Below are 14,396 nucleotides of genomic sequence, written 5' to 3' on the forward strand. Positions count from 1 at the left end.
GCCAGCCGTTACGATGGGCCCTGTTAAATTCCGATTCAGGAGGGGTGAGAAAGTTCGGTTTAAGCGCATTAAGCCCGCACAAACGGGCGGAGTGAGACGAAAAAATGGCGACCTAAGGGTCGCCATTTTATGACGCATGCCTGATTTAGCCGCGCTGGCGCAGGGCTTCAATCCGCTGCTCCAATGGTGGGTGGGTCATTAACAGACCTGCCAAGCCATGCTTTAGGCCGCCATTGATGCCGAAGGCCATTAAGCTATTAGGCATCGTCACCGGTACTTCCTGTTCGGCGCGCAGGCGCTGCAGGGCGGCGATCATCGCGCCAGTGCCAGCGAGGCGTGCACCGGCTTCGTCAGCCTTGAACTCGCGCTTACGCGAGAACCACATAACGATAATGCTGGCCAGAATACCCAGTACGAGCTCGGCAAAAATGGTCGCCACAAAATAGCCAATGCCCGGGCCGCCTTCGTTTTTAAGGATGACCTTGTCGACGAAGTTGCCGAAGATCCGTGCGAAGAACATCACGAAGGTGTTCACCACGCCTTGAATAAGCGCCAGAGTGACCATATCGCCATTGGCCACGTGACCAATTTCGTGGGCCAGTACAGCGCGTACTTCGTCCGGTGAGAAGCGCTCCAGCAGGCCTTGGCTTACTGCCACTAGGGCATCGTTTTTATTCCAGCCGGTGGCGAACGCATTGGATTCATAGGCCGGGAAAATACCCACTTCTGGCATTTTGATGCCAGCTTCGCGGGACAGTTCTTCGACAGTCTGCATCAGCCACTGCTCATGGCGTGTGCGCGGCTGAGTGATGATTTCGGTCTTGGTGCTCATCTTCGCCATCCACTTGGACAGGAACAGCGAGATCAGCGACCCGGCAAAACCAAATACGGCGCAGAAAATCAGCAAGCTGCCGTAGTTCTGCCCGGTGAAGCGGTCCACCCCAAGCAATTTCAGGGTGATGCTGGCAATGATCAACACCGCGATGTTGGTGGCCAGGAACAACATAATGCGCATCATGATCTGTTGAGACTCCTCACGGGAACGTGCTGATAGGTCGCTGTAAAACCTCGGTTTGGCTGCATCGCCAGGTTTTACAGCGGCCTGCTGTTAGTTATGTCGGCTATATAAGGGCGCACACCCCTGCACTTCAACCTGACGACTATTTCAAACTATGTCGTTTGCGCCGCTCAGGGTGCTTTCGAACAGTAAGCGAGTGAGGCGGGCGATGCGTTCGCCGTGCTGCTGGCCTAGCGCTTCCCGTAACTGAAAGGCGAGGGTGGCGTGCACGCGGCGAATGCTTGGCGGCAATGCATCGCCATCTGGCACAGCATGCGGCACACCACGGGTTAGGCGCAGAAAGCCTTTTTCCGTGAGTACAGCTTGGTCCAGTGCGTCGAAGCCGATGGTTGTGTCAAAGCGGATATAACCTTCTTCGGCTAACCACAACAACGCACCCAGGCAGCTTTGGTGGCGCGGTGTTGGTAGGCCGAATTCATCGGGCTCTTCACGGCCGATCAGGTCTTCGACATACAACGCCGCTTTGCTCGGGAACGCGTGGTAAAGGCTTAGCATGCCGGCGGCGGCGTCTTTGTAGAAATCGTCGATTTGCAGGTCCATCAGAATTTGCCAATCACTGCGGTCGGAAGATACGGCAGCACGCGACCCAACAGGGCCCATGGCCAGCCCGGTACGTAAGCGCTGGGTGTGCGTTGTTCGATGTGCTGGGCGATCAACGCCGCGCCACGTTCTACGCTGATTAAGAAGGGCCGGCTGGGCATGTCGCTGTTCAGCGGCGTGTCGATAAAGCCCGGCAGCAGCAGGGTGGTGTCGATGTGTTTGCCAAGCAATTCGGCGCGAGTCGCTTCCATATAGCTGATCAGCCCGGCCTTACTTGCCGAGTAGGCGGCCGTGTGGGGTAAGCCGCGTTTGCCAGCGACCGAGGCGACCGCCACCAGATGCCCGTAGCCTTGTTGACGAAACAGTGCACAAGCCGCATCCAGGCAGGCAATCGCGCCAATCAGATTCGTTTCTACTGTGCGTTTGGCGCGGTCGAAGTAGCCACCACCGGCTTTACCGGTCAGAGCGATGCCGGCATTGGCGATAATCCCATCCAACCCGCCTAGGGCATTCGCCGCCAAGTTCACGGCCTCTTGGCAGGCGGCGTAATCCGTCACATCCAGTGGCAATACAACAACGCGGTTGCCGAAGCGTGACTGCAGTTCAGCCGCCAGCAGGTGCAGGCTGTCCTCACGCCGCGCCGCCAGCGCCAGGTCGTAACCCTTGGCAGCCAATTCGCGGGCTAGGGCTGCACCAATGCCGGAACTGGCCCCGGTCAGTAGGTAGCGTTTGCCTCGGCTCATGCTGCTCTCCGTTACTGTTGGTAAGTCTTGAGGAAGTTGCCGATGCGACCGATAGCCATGTCCAGTTCATCGACCCGCGGCAGCGTGACCACGCGGAAGTGATCCGGCCACGGCCAATTGAAGGCCGTGCCTTGAACGACTAGGAGCTTTTCCGAAAGTAGCAGGTCGAGAACAAACTTTTCATCGTTGTGGATCGGGCAGATTTTTGGGTCGATCTTGGGGAAGGCATACAGTGCACCCATCGGTTTGACGCAGCTCACACCGGGGATGTCGTTGAGCAGCTCCCAGGTACGGTTGCGTTGCTCCAAAAGACGGCCTTGCGGCAGCACCAGGTCATTGATGCTTTGGTAGCCGCCCAGTGCGGTTTGGATCGCGTGTTGGCTCGGTACGTTGGCACACAGGCGCATATTGGCGAGGATGTCGATGCCTTCGATGTAGCTCTGCGCGCGGTGCTTGGGCCCGGAAATCGCCACCCAGCCGGAGCGGAAACCCGCCACCCGATAGGACTTGGACAGGCCATTAAAGGTCAAACACAACACATCTGGGGCCAGCGAGGCGGTGCAAATATGTTGGGCGCCGTCGTAGAGAATCTTGTCGTAGATTTCATCGGAGAAGAGCACCAGGTTGTGCTGGCGCGCCAGTTCGACGATGTCCATCAGCACTTCTTTGGAATACACCGCGCCGGTTGGGTTATTAGGGTTGATCAATACCAAGGCTTTGGTGTTTGGGGTGATCTTGGCCTTCATATCGGCGATATCGGGGAACCAGCCGGCCTGCTCATCGCACAGGTAATGCACGGGCTTACCGCCTGACAACGCCACCGCAGCCGTCCATAAGGGGTAATCCGGGGCTGGAATCAGCACTTCATCGCCGTTGTTAAGCAGCGCCTGCATGGCCATGACAATCAGCTCGGAGACGCCGTTGCCGAGGTAGATATCTTCGATACCAATGCCTTCAACCTGCTTTTGCTGGTAGTACTGCATCACCGCCTTGCGTGCGCTGAACAGGCCTTTAGAGTCGCTGTAGCCTTGGGCTGTGGGCAGATTGCGGATCACGTCCTGCAGAATTTCTTCCGGCGCCTCGAAACCAAACGGTGCCGGGTTGCCAATGTTCAGCTTGAGGATGCGATGGCCTTCCTCTTCCAGGCGTTTAGCGTGCTTGAGCACCGGCCCGCGGATGTCATAGCAAACGTTGGCGAGCTTGTTGGATTTGCTGAACTGCATGAATGTGATCCCAATAGAAGGAAACGCCGCGTGACAGCTACGGCCTTGGCAGGTTGTATCGCCGGTGACAGACTGGGGCCGAATGATACGTGGCAGCCTGATGTTGGCAAAGGGACTGGTCGGGCTTTTTTATAGCCTACTGGCTACGGCCACAACCCCGTGTGCCATCGCTGCGTGACCTTAAAAATCGTTCCAGACGATTTCTTTTATGAGGATTTACCCATGAATAAGCTGGAAAAACCCTTAGAAGCCTGGCGTGAAGAGCTTTCCGATGAGCAGTTCCAGGTGTGCCGTTTGGGCGGCACTGAGCGCGCGTTTACCGGCCAGTACAATGACTGCAAAGCCTCAGGTATTTATCACTGTGCGTGCTGCCAAGCTGATTTGTTTGATTCGGCGGCTAAATACGACTCCGGCAGTGGCTGGCCGAGCTACTTTCAGCCGGTCAGCAATGAAGCCATCCGCAGCGTGGATGATCACCAGCACGGCATGCATCGCATTGAAGTCAAATGCGCCACGTGTGATGCCCACCTAGGCCATGTATTCCCCGATGGGCCGGCGCCGACCGGGCTGCGCTATTGCATCAATTCGGCATCGCTTCAGTTGGTGGCTAAACCTGAGGCGTAATGCTTGCAGGCTTCGGTTTGAGACTCTGCCTGCTGTTGCTTGGAGCTAGATTTTAACCAGCAGCAGGGTGGGGCTGTGAAAATAGAGCTCTTAATTTTAATCAATTAGATTGTGCGCAATCTAATTGTTCGCTATCTTGTACCCATCGCCACTTACTAGGATCATCCACATGAGCAACGCACTTTTCGATATTCCCGTTACCACCATCAAGGGCGAGCAAAAAACCTTGGCTGATTTCGGCGGCAAAGCCGTATTAGTGGTTAACACCGCCAGCAAGTGCGGTTTCACCACGCAGTACAAGGGTTTGGAAAATGTTTGGCAGCAATACAAGGATCAAGGCTTGGTTGTGTTGGGCTTTCCCTGCAACCAGTTCGGCAAGCAAGAGCCCGGCGATGAGGGCGCGATTTCTGAGTTTTGCGAGCTTAATTTCGGTGTGAGCTTTCCATTGTTCAAAAAAGTGGATGTGAATGGCGGCGCTGCCCACCCGCTGTTCGTCAACCTAAAGAAAAGCGCGCCGGGCTTGCTGGGCAGCCAGGGGATTAAGTGGAATTTCACCAAGTTTCTGCTGAGTGCTGATGGTCAGGTCATTAAGCGTTTCGCCCCCACCACTAAGCCTGAAGACATGACTGCCGAGATTGAAGCGTTACTGAAATGAGCACCGAAATCCTGCCCGTAGAGGAGGGGTTGCAGCTGGATAATCAGCTATGCTTCAAGCTCTACGCGGCTTCACGGGCGGTGATTCGTGCGTACAAGCCGATGCTTGATCAGCTAGGCCTGACCTACCCGCAGTACCTGGCCATGCTGGTGCTGTGGGAGTGGCAACAACAGCCGCCCGTGCTGCCGACTGTCAAGGCGCTGGGCGAGCGTTTATTGCTGGATTCCGGCACGCTTACCCCGCTGCTAAAGCGTTTGGAGCTGCAAGGCTTGCTGCAGCGCAAGCGCTCGGTCAGTGATGAGCGCGAGGTGCATCTGGGGTTAACGCCGCTCGGCTGGGCTTTACGAGAACAGGTGCTGCCGCTTAAAAGCCAGCTGCTGTGCGAGCGCGGCGTTGATCTGGATGCAGTTGCCGCGCTGCGCCGCAAAGTGGGGTTGCTGCTGGATCAGTTTGTTTTGTCCAGCCACTGATTAAGCAGGGCCGCCAGCTCATTTTTGCGAAAGGGTTTGGCCAAGTAATCGTCCATTCCCGCCACGCGGCAACGCTCGCGCTCATCGGACAGTGCGTTGGCCGTGAGTGCAATGATGGGCAGGCCGGCAAACTCGGGTTTCTGACGAATCCGGCGGGTGGCTTCATAGCCATCCATGATCGGCATATTGCAATCCATCAGGACCAAATCAACCGCGTGTATTTCCAGAAGATTCAAGGCTTCTGCGCCGTGCTTGGCCAGCAAAACGTCACAGCCAAGTTTGCCCAGCATCCCTTTGGCGACTAACTGATTGACCGCATTGTCTTCGACCAGCAACACCCGGGCTTGCCGGTTACGCGGCGGCTCACTGGGTGGCGTAGCGGTTTCTGCCTCGACTTGGCCGAGGGCGCGCCGCACAGCCAGTAGCAGCGCTTGACGCGACAGCGGCCGAGCCAGTTGTTCAATCGGCGCCAAAGGCTGCACCTGCTCGTGGCTAAGAAAATTGCCATAGGCGCTAACCAGAAGAATGGGTAAACGGGTAAGCGCGCGCAACTCATGCAGGCGCTGTGGGCAATCGCTAATCAGCACATCGCCCTCAAGCGTATCAACGGCTGCATCAGCGTTGAGGTGCTGATAATGCAGGCCCCAGCTAGGCAACAGGCTCGCCAGTTGTTCGCTGAGCCCTGAGCTGGCTGAGCTTAGGCCGATAATGCGCCCGTGCAGCTGAGGTGGTTGCGCAGGGCTGCTTTGGCTGGGCAGTGGCAGGTCAACGCAGAAGCTGCTGCCAATGCCCTCCTTGGTATCTAGGCTGAGCGTGCCATGCATGGCCTCGCAGAGACGGCGCGTTAGGGCTAAGCCCAAGCCGGTGCCGCCAAATTGCCGAGTAATACCGACCTCAGCCTGTGAGAAGGGATGGAAAATCCTCACCTGGGCGTCTTCGGCGATGCCGATTCCAGTGTCGCGCACAATGATTCGGACCCCGCATGCTCGTGCTGCAACGTAGATATCAACACGACCGGTGCGGGTGAATTTTAAGGCGTTAGACAGCAGGTTACTGACCACTTGGCGGACTCGAGTGGGGTCACCGAGACGCCGGTTGTGCAGCCGCGGGTCGATCAAGCAGGTCAGCTCAACGTCGTGGGCAGCGTTCTGTGAAAGCAAGGTGGCGGTTTCCTCGACCAAGGCGCCGATATCGAAGGGTATGTGCTCAAGCTCCAGCTGCCCGGCTTCAAATTTTGACAAATCGAGGATGTCGTTGAGCAGGTCGACCAGGACCTTGCCGGAGTCGTGAGCAATAGAAAGTTGCTGGCGTTGTTCGTTATCCAATGGTCCGTCCATGGACAACGCAAGCATTCCCAGCAGGCCATTGAGTGGGGTGCGAATCTCATGGCTCATATTGGCCAAGAACGCTGAACGGGCCTGGGCCATGTCCAGTGCAATCCGTTTAGCCGCTTCCAGTTCTCGGTTAGCGTCGAGCAGATTGCGGTTGGCGGTTTCCAGTTGTTCGGTACGCGCCGAAACGCTATTTTCCAGCTCGGCCAAATAGCGGGTTAAACGTTCTTCGGCGTTTTGGCGTTGTTCAATCTCACTGGCGATGCTGGTCAACTGGCGGTTGGTCACATCGACCAGCACGCCGATCTCGTCGCGCTCATGCTTGGGCGGGTAAGGCAGGTTGGTATGCTTGGGGTTGCGCAGGTCGCGCTCACTGAGTGCGCGGATAAAGCCTGTCAGCGGCTTGGTCAGCATAAAGTAAAAGAGCACCAGCAAAATCAGTGAGAGCAACAAGCTGCGGGCGAAACCGGTGACAAAGGTCAGCAGCGAGCGACGCAGAAAATGGCTGCCAAACGCATAGGTGTCCACTTCAAGGCTCAGCGTGCCCAATGATTCAGCGGGCGAGTGGCTGACGAACAGGGCTGTCTCGAAGTGTCGACGCTCGCCAAAGATGAAGTCGCTGAGGAGTCGGTAGGGGCTTTGCATCGCTGGCCGGCTGACGCTGGCCAAGTTCAGCTGGTTATTGTCGATGATTTGCGCGCTGATTACGGCGGGGGAGCGTAGCAGGCCCAACACCAGCTCTTGGGCCAGTTCAGCGTCGATGTTATAGGCGATGCGTGCAGCCGGATTGTGGCTGATTTCCATCAGCGCGTTAATCTCGCGGTCAATCGAGGCGTCTTCGCTGGCATAATCAGTGCCCACTTGGAACACGCTCAGTGCTGTGCCGAGGATAAAAGCGACCAACACGGTCAGGCTGGCTTGTTTAAATGACAGACGTTGGGTGAGTGCTATATCCATATTGGCGGGTCGTTCTCGTGTTGAATTGCCTGCCAAGCATAGCCCATCCGCTTAACAGTTCGACTGAGGCTGTGCGTCTGAACGATTTTTGGAGTGTGGTGTGGATGCGCGTTTAAGTGATTTTTTGTTGCAAGCGCAGGGCGTGCTGGCCCGCCTTGAACCCTTACTGCCGGCCCTGCGTCCGGCAATAGATTGGCAGCAGAGCCTGGCCGCGCGCTGGCAGCGTGACGGGCGCAGCGGCTTTCTGGCACCCCTTAAGGTCAGCCTAGATGTAGGTTTGGATGATCTGATCGGCGTGGATCGGCAGCGAAGCCAGTTGGCGCTTAACACTCAGCAGTTTCTCCGCGGCTTGCCGGCCAACCACGCATTGCTCTGGGGGGCGCGCGGTACAGGCAAGTCATCGCTGGTGCGCGCGCTGTTGGCTGAATATGCAGCGGCTGGGCTGCGCTTGATTGAGATTGAGCGTGATCATCTGGCCGATCTACCGCGTATCGTCGAGCAGCTGAGCGACCTGCCGCAGCGTTTTGTGTTGTTCTGCGATGACCTCTCGTTCGAGGCTGGAGAGGGGGATTACCGCATGCTGAAAACCGTGCTCGACGGCTCTCTTGAGCGCGCGTCGGATAACGTGTTGCTGTACGCCACGTCCAACCGTCGGTACTTGCTGGCGGAAAAACAACGTGACAACGAAAGCTGGCAACGGGTGGATGGCGAGTTGCATCCCAATGAGGCGGTAGAGGACAAGATTGCCTTGTCTGATCGCTTCGGTTTATGGCTGTCGTTCTACCCCTTTACCCAAGAGCATTTCCTCGATGTGGTGCGTCATTGGGTTGAGGTACACGCGGCGCAGGCAGGCTTGACCTGGCAGTGGAATGAAACCCTTGAGAAGGCTGCTATTCGCTGGGCTTTGGGCCGCGGTAACCGCAACGGCCGCTGTGCGTATCAATTTGCCCGCGACTGGGTAGGGCTGCAATTACTGAGTGAGACTGATGATTGAATTACAACCAAGCGAACAAGGGCATGAAGACTATCCGTTTTTAGTGATGCAACTGCAGTCACTGCTGGCGGATGAACGCGACTTTATTGCTAACACGGCGCAATTTTCTGCATTTTTGTTCCAGCAAATCAGCGATCTGAACTGGGCGGGCTTTTACCTGGCAAAGGGCGATGAGCTGGTGCTAGGACCTTTTCAGGGCAATGTGGCCTGCGTGCGGATCCCCTTTGGTCGCGGTGTGTGCGGCGCGGCGGCGGCTACCGGGAAAACTCAGCGGGTTGATGATGTGCATGCATTTGCCGGGCATATCGCCTGCGACAGCGCGTCTAACAGCGAGCTGGTTGTGCCACTGTTTAAAGATGGACGCTTATTCGCCGTGCTCGACCTCGACAGCCCGTCGCTGGGGCGCTTTAGCGTCGCGGATCAGGCTGGTATTGAACGCCTAGCCGAGGTGTTTGTTGAACTGACCGATTGCTAAAGCACTGATAGCACAGAGCCCGGATAAACCGGGCTCTGTGCTGTTGGCAGCTGAGTGCTCAGGCCTTGGTGGCCATTTTCGCCAGCATTTTCTGTTCGCCCGGCAACAGCCCCTGTACCGAGTCACGCGCTGTGATACGCGTGTAATGCGCGCTCAGGTTAGGCCAGCGCTCAGCGTCGAGTTGCTCGCCGCCATGCTGCATATTGACCAGCTGGCACGCCAGCGCTAGGTCGGCCAGGGTCAGGCTGTCGCCGACCAGGTATTCGGCCGGGCCAAGGATTTTTTCCAGGTAGTCGAAGTGAGGCGGTAGTTGCTCATGCAGGGCTTTCTGCACGGTAGCCTCATCACAGGGTTTGCCCATGCTCGGTTTGAGTACACGATTACGGAACACGGTGAACGTGCACAGGGGCGCCAGCTCATAGTCTGCGTATTTCTCCAGCCAGCGCACCTGTGCGCGCTGCTCCGGGGTTCGACCCAGCAGATTTGAGCTTTGTGGGTACTTCTCGTCGAGGTAATGGCAGATCACGCTGGAATCAGCGAGTGTCAATTCGCCGTCTTTAAGGGCGGGAATGCGCTCAAGCGGATTGAGGTCTCTGAACCAAGCGGGTTGGGCGAACGGCAGGATGATTTCAAGCTTATAGTCCAAGGCCTTCTCGGCCAGCAGCAAGCGGACTTTACGTACGTAAGGCGACAGTGGGGCGCCGTAAACAGTCAGGCTCATGTGTGGCTCTCATGGTTAGGGCGTTATGGCGCAAACGGCGCGTCGCCGGAGTTTAGTCGTAGATGTTCTTTTTCTTCCATTCGCCATCGCCCCCTAAAGACTCCAAGCCTGCGTCCAGTTCACTGGGTGCATCCGTGCTGGGTTTGCTGGTTTCTAATACCAGTGCATTGGCGTGAGCGAGCTGTGTTTCGAATTTCTTCAAGGTGTTTTTGTATTGGCCAGGATCAGGTTGCTTACGCAGATACTGAACGCCGCGCTCGAAAGCCAGGCGTGCTTGCCCGGGTTGGTTCTGTTGCAGTGCCTGCGTGCCAAGGTTGCCGAAAAACTCGATGTGCACTTGGGTCAACATGGTGTGCACCTCTTTAAGCCAGCGCTTGGCCTCGTTGGTGGCGAGGATGCCGTCTTTGGCGCAGCGAGTCAGTTGGCTGTGCAAGCTTTCTAGTTGAAAACGTACCTCTTTGGCCTTGGCTTCATTGAGGATCGGCTGTTGCGTGTTTTCGACAGTAATTGCATCGCCTTGGGTCAGCAATAAACGTAATTCCTCGACCCGTGTACGCAACGCTTTGTTGCTTTTATCAAGAGGCAATATGCGTTCAGCGAAGTGCAACTGCATGCGACTCAAAAGCTGTTTGAGTGGCGGTGTCATCAGCTGGCCTGGCAGTGTTTCGGACAGGGTCTCGCAGCGGCGCAGGCGATCACCTAAGTCAGCCTTGATCCGCGATTTTTCCAGTTTATTGCTCTCGACCATATGATTGATGTAGGCAATGGCGATCAAAATAAAGATGCCTGACACGATCAATACGGTAATCACAAGTGGGGACATGGGGTGGAGCCTCTCGATCACCGGTTTTTCGCCCGAGTGTAATGCCTTAGCTGTTAGGCTGATAGAGCCGCCTCATATTCGCCGCTGAAGTCGTTGATTTATATAATTTTTAACATGGAGGTTGACGGACCTTTCAAGGCTCCATAGAATGCGCGCCACTTCGTAGCGCAATGCCTCAGGGCAAAACGCGATGAAGCCGGATAGAAGTTGTAGTTTCCGGGCTGCGTCCCCTTCGTCTAGTGGCCTAGGACACCGCCCTTTCACGGCGGTAACAGGGGTTCGAGTCCCCTAGGGGACGCCACTTTTTTATGAAGTGTGCTGCAAAAAACCAAGTTGTATGCGGGAATAGCTCAGTTGGTAGAGCACGACCTTGCCAAGGTCGGGGTCGCGAGTTCGAGTCTCGTTTCCCGCTCCATATTCGGATGATTTGCTCAGGCAAATCACCAGCAAGTTCCAAGGTCCCCTTCGTCTAGTGGCCTAGGACACCGCCCTTTCACGGCGGTAACAGGGGTTCGAGTCCCCTAGGGGACGCCATTTTTGTTGTTGCTACAGGCTGTAATTGCGGGAATAGCTCAGTTGGTAGAGCACGACCTTGCCAAGGTCGGGGTCGCGAGTTCGAGTCTCGTTTCCCGCTCCATATTTGAAAGAAAACAGCAAAAACGCCGCTCGCTGAGCGGCGTTTTTTTTGTGCGGATTTTGCCCGTCAAAAAGCCCGCCGGTGACGCCGTGCGGGCTTTAACGTTTTAGCGGAGTTGTTTAGTGCTTACTGGCTTGGGTGGGCATGGCCAGCAGCTGCTTTTCTCGGTTCCAGTCGAAGGGTTCATCGTTTTCTGCAGCGTAAAAGCGCCGCTCTTCGAGGGTCTGGTACATCTCGATTTCTTCGTCTGGCATAAAGTGCAGGCAGTCCCCACCAAAAAACCACAGCAGGTCGCGCGGTATCAGGTGGGCAATTTGTGGGTAGCGTTGGAATATCTGGCTGATCAGGTCCTGGCCCAGATAAAGGCTAGCTTCCGGGTCATTGGGCAGGTCGCTGAGCAATTCGTCGTAGCGTTCTAAATACATGGCGTGGCTGTCATCGAGAATCTGCTCGGCTTCACCCAGTGCTACCAAGATGGTGCGCACGTGCTGGAGCAGGGCGAGGTGGTGGTCGATGTGAACGTTGGCCATGGGGCAAATCCTGTAGGTAAAACGGGCGGCGCAGTATAAAGCCGGCGCAGCCCGCTGTCCTGATTGAGGTTTATCCCTAGCGCACCTTGCCGGGGCTGAGGGTCAACTCGTCCTTGGCAAAGTCATCGACATCAATCACCACACGGCGCGCCGCCTCTGCTTGTTGCAGGCTGTGCGCTTCTTCAGTGCTAATAACGCCAGCTGCTAACGCCGCATCAATTAAGCTTTGCCCTGGCAGCGCTTGCACTTCACCGGCTTTGACGGCTTTGTGCAGTTTCTTCTGCAGGCTTTGTACGCCTTGCAGCAGGTTCATTGCATAGTGCAGGGCCCCCACCGGGTCGTGTTCGGCGTGTGGGCGATAGCAGCCTTCGAGCAACTCCTCAAGCGCCGGGTCACCGCTGTTTCGGCCGATAATGGCAGCTACCTGTGCATCCATTGCATCAGTTGGGCCTTTGTGACGGCGACCCAGCGGCAGTACCAGCACGCGCAGGGCGCAGCCGAGCAGTTTGTTGGGGAAGTTGCTCAGCAACGCCTCAAGTGCCTGTTCGGCTTTGCCCAAGCTTTCTTCCATGGCCCAGCGCAACAGGGGTTGGGAATGCTCTGGATAACCAAGGTCGTGATAGCGCTTGAGGGCGGCAGACGCCATGTACAGATGGCTGAGCACATCACCAAGGCGCGCAGACAAGCGTTCGCGGCGTTTCAGCTCGCCACCGAGAATCATCATGCTGGTGTCGGCGAGCAGGGCAAACGAGGCGGCTAAGCGATTGAGCGCGCGGAAATAAGGACGGCTGATGTGATCGCCCGGTACCTGACTGAACACGCCAAAACCCAAGCTGAGCAGCAGGCTACTGGCGGCATTACTTACAGCAAAACCGATGTGTTGCAGCAGTAATCCGTCGAATTCCTGCAGCGCTTGGTCTTGATCGGCGTGGTTGGCCAGGGCCATTTCCTTGAGCACATAGGGGTGGCAACGAATCGCGCCCTGACCAAAGATCATCAGATTGCGCGAGAGAATATTGGCACCCTCCACGGTGATAAAGATCGGCGCACCTTGCCAGGAGCGAGCGAGGTAGTTATTCGGGCCCATGATAATGCCCTTGCCGCCGTGCACGTCCATGGCGTGGCTGATGCACTCGCGGCCGCGTTCGGTCAGGTGATATTTAAGGATGGCCGACAGCACCGAAGGTTTTTCGCCCAAGTCCACCGCATTAGCGGTAAGAATCCGCGCGCTGTCCATCAGCCAGGCGTTGCCGCCGATGCGTGCCAGGGCTTCTTGGATGCCCTCGAAGGCGGCCAGCGGCACGTTGAACTGCTCACGCACTTGGCTGTACTGACCGGTGGTTAAGCTGGTGAATTTAGCCGCACCAGTACCCACGGCCGGCAATGAGATGGAACGACCCACCGACAGGCAGTTCATCAACATCATCCAGCCTTTGCCGAGCATCGCCTGCCCGCCGATCAGGTACTCCAGCGGGATAAATACATCCTTACCGCTGTTCGGGCCATTCATAAAGGCGGCGCCAAGCGGCAGGTGGCGGCGGCCAATTTCGACCCCGGCAGTCTCAGTGGGGATCAGAGCCAGGCTGATGCCTAGGTCTTCCTCTTCACCCAGCAGATGCTCAGGGTCATAGGCCTTAAAGGCGAGGCCGAGCAAGGTCGCTACAGGGCCTAGGGTGATGTAGCGTTTTTCCCAGTTCAGGCGCAGGCCGATGACTTCTTCGCCTTGCCATTGACCCTTGCAGATGATGCCCGTGTCTGGCATGGCGCCAGCATCGGAGCCTGCCAACGGGCCGGTGAGGGCAAAGCAGGGGATGTCTTCGCCACTGGCCAGGCGCGGCAAATAGTGGTCGCGTTGCTCATCGGTGCCGTAATGCAGCAGCAATTCGGCGGGACCGAGCGAGTTGGGCACCATCACGGTAGAGGCCAGATCGCCTGAGCGAGTCGCCAGCTTCATCGCCACTTGGGAGTGGGCGTAGGCGGAGAAACCCTTGCCGCCATATTGCTTGGGGATGATCAGGGCGAAGAAACCATGACTCTTAATATGTGCCCAGGCTTCGGCAGGTAGGTCCATGTCTTGGCCGATCTGCCAGTCGCTGACCATGGCGCAGAGGTCTTCGGTTGGGCCGTCAATAAAGGCCTGTTCTTCCTCGGTGAGTTGCGCTTTGGGGTACGCGAGCAGGGTGTCCCAGTTCGGACGACCGCTAAACAATTCGCCATCCCACCACACTGTTCCGGCTTCAATGGCGTCGCGTTCGGTGGCTGACATGGGCGGTAATGTGTGTTTAAACCACTTAAACAATGGCGCACTGAGCAGGCTGCGGCGTTGCTGTGGCAGCAACAGAGGCAACGCCACCGCTAACAGAAGAAGCCAGAAAACACCCATCAACCATGCGGGTGCGTGGCTGAAAATGCCCATTAAGATCAAAAAACCACCCACTATTGCCAGCGCGGGGAGCGGGGCATTGCGGCGGTGGGCGAGGAAGGCCGTGCCAAATAGCAGGGCCACTAACCAGAGAGCGAGCATGCAAAATCCTCCGTGATGACGATGTGTATGACGCACCATCATGGGCGCAGTCGCCGGGAATGGCGACAAGA

14 protein-coding genes and 4 tRNA genes are annotated in these 14,396 nt (G+C 56.9%); 9 read left to right on the forward strand and 9 right to left on the reverse strand.

Going from position 1 to position 14,396, the window contains the following annotated elements; all coding sequences use genetic code 11:
- Positions 1 to 145 precede the first annotated feature (145 nt).
- The 4 genes from htpX to WF513_RS06795 form a co-directional block, all read right to left on the reverse strand.
- Positions 146 to 1,018 carry a protease HtpX gene (gene htpX, locus WF513_RS06780; RefSeq protein WP_339082662.1) on the reverse strand — a complete coding sequence of 291 codons (873 nt, stop codon included), beginning with the start codon at positions 1,016 to 1,018 and terminating at the stop codon, positions 146 to 148.
- A gap of 147 nt (positions 1,019 to 1,165) precedes the next feature.
- Entirely contained in the window at positions 1,166 to 1,618 is a 453-nt protein-coding gene (locus WF513_RS06785) for a hypothetical protein (protein ID WP_339082663.1), read from the reverse strand.
- Positions 1,618 to 2,361 carry an SDR family NAD(P)-dependent oxidoreductase gene (locus WF513_RS06790; RefSeq protein WP_339082664.1) on the reverse strand — a complete coding sequence of 248 codons (744 nt, stop codon included), beginning with the start codon at positions 2,359 to 2,361 and terminating at the stop codon, positions 1,618 to 1,620. Before WF513_RS06790 ends, WF513_RS06785 begins: the two co-directional genes overlap by 1 nt.
- An 11-nt stretch (positions 2,362 to 2,372) precedes the next feature.
- Entirely contained in the window at positions 2,373 to 3,584 is a 1,212-nt protein-coding gene (locus tag WF513_RS06795; protein WP_339082665.1) for a pyridoxal phosphate-dependent aminotransferase, read from the reverse strand.
- Positions 3,585 to 3,806: 222 nt separating this feature from the next.
- On the opposite strand from WF513_RS06795, the gene msrB reads away from it, so the two are divergent.
- The 3 genes from msrB (at position 3,807) to WF513_RS06810 (ending at position 5,333) form a co-directional block, all read left to right on the forward strand.
- Positions 3,807 to 4,208 (forward strand): peptide-methionine (R)-S-oxide reductase MsrB, encoded by a 402-nt coding sequence (msrB, locus tag WF513_RS06800; RefSeq protein ID WP_339082667.1) that lies wholly within the window; start codon positions 3,807 to 3,809, stop codon positions 4,206 to 4,208.
- A gap of 169 nt (positions 4,209 to 4,377) precedes the next feature.
- The gene (locus WF513_RS06805) at positions 4,378 to 4,863 is read left to right on the forward strand and encodes a glutathione peroxidase (RefSeq protein ID WP_339082668.1); all 486 of its coding nucleotides are present in this window, start codon (positions 4,378 to 4,380) and stop codon (positions 4,861 to 4,863) included.
- Positions 4,860 to 5,333, forward strand: coding sequence for a MarR family transcriptional regulator (locus tag WF513_RS06810; RefSeq protein ID WP_339082670.1), 474 nt, complete (start codon positions 4,860 to 4,862; stop codon positions 5,331 to 5,333). Before WF513_RS06805 ends, WF513_RS06810 begins: the two co-directional genes overlap by 4 nt.
- Here WF513_RS06810 and WF513_RS06815 read toward each other — a convergent pair.
- Positions 5,309 to 7,621 (reverse strand): response regulator, encoded by a 2,313-nt coding sequence (locus tag WF513_RS06815; protein ID WP_339082672.1) that lies wholly within the window; start codon positions 7,619 to 7,621, stop codon positions 5,309 to 5,311. The genes WF513_RS06810 and WF513_RS06815 overlap by 25 nt on opposite strands.
- Positions 7,622 to 7,721: 100 nt before the next feature.
- Between WF513_RS06815 and WF513_RS06820 the strand changes: the two genes are divergently transcribed.
- Entirely contained in the window at positions 7,722 to 8,615 is an 894-nt protein-coding gene (locus WF513_RS06820; RefSeq protein WP_339082674.1) for an ATP-binding protein, read from the forward strand.
- Positions 8,608 to 9,090: a GAF domain-containing protein gene (locus WF513_RS06825; protein WP_339082676.1), complete on the forward strand. Its 483-nt coding sequence runs from the start codon at positions 8,608 to 8,610 to the stop codon at positions 9,088 to 9,090. The genes WF513_RS06820 and WF513_RS06825 overlap by 8 nt, the downstream gene beginning before the upstream one ends.
- Before the next feature lie 58 nt (positions 9,091 to 9,148).
- Here the strand turns inward: WF513_RS06825 and WF513_RS06830 are convergent, their stop codons facing one another.
- Both WF513_RS06830 and WF513_RS06835 read right to left on the reverse strand, forming a co-directional pair.
- Positions 9,149 to 9,811, reverse strand: coding sequence for a glutathione S-transferase family protein (locus WF513_RS06830; RefSeq protein WP_339082678.1), 663 nt, complete (start codon positions 9,809 to 9,811; stop codon positions 9,149 to 9,151).
- 52 nt (positions 9,812 to 9,863) lie between these two features.
- Positions 9,864 to 10,634: a hypothetical protein gene (locus WF513_RS06835; RefSeq protein ID WP_339082680.1), complete on the reverse strand. Its 771-nt coding sequence runs from the start codon at positions 10,632 to 10,634 to the stop codon at positions 9,864 to 9,866.
- A 225-nt stretch (positions 10,635 to 10,859) separates the two neighbouring features.
- Between WF513_RS06835 and WF513_RS06840 the strand changes: the two genes are divergently transcribed.
- From WF513_RS06840 to WF513_RS06855, 4 genes are all read left to right on the forward strand, one after another.
- Positions 10,860 to 10,935: transfer RNA gene (locus WF513_RS06840), tRNA-Glu, on the forward strand.
- A 38-nt stretch (positions 10,936 to 10,973) separates the two neighbouring features.
- A tRNA-Gly gene (locus WF513_RS06845) sits at positions 10,974 to 11,049 on the forward strand.
- A 43-nt stretch (positions 11,050 to 11,092) separates the two neighbouring features.
- Positions 11,093 to 11,168 (forward strand) — tRNA-Glu (locus tag WF513_RS06850).
- A 27-nt stretch (positions 11,169 to 11,195) separates the two neighbouring features.
- Positions 11,196 to 11,271 (forward strand) — tRNA-Gly (locus WF513_RS06855).
- Positions 11,272 to 11,390: 119 nt separating this feature from the next.
- On the opposite strand, the gene WF513_RS06860 is transcribed toward WF513_RS06855, so the two are convergent.
- Together WF513_RS06860 and WF513_RS06865 are read right to left on the reverse strand one after the other, a co-directional pair.
- Positions 11,391 to 11,801: a PA2817 family protein gene (locus tag WF513_RS06860; protein WP_339082682.1), complete on the reverse strand. Its 411-nt coding sequence runs from the start codon at positions 11,799 to 11,801 to the stop codon at positions 11,391 to 11,393.
- Between the two features lie 76 nt (positions 11,802 to 11,877).
- Positions 11,878 to 14,325 carry an acyl-CoA dehydrogenase gene (locus tag WF513_RS06865; protein ID WP_339082684.1) on the reverse strand — a complete coding sequence of 816 codons (2,448 nt, stop codon included), beginning with the start codon at positions 14,323 to 14,325 and terminating at the stop codon, positions 11,878 to 11,880.
- Positions 14,326 to 14,396: the final 71 nt, after the last annotated feature.

The sequence above is a fragment of the Pseudomonas sp. TMP9 genome (assembly GCF_037943105.1).
Lineage (GTDB): Bacteria > Pseudomonadota > Gammaproteobacteria > Pseudomonadales > Pseudomonadaceae > Aquipseudomonas.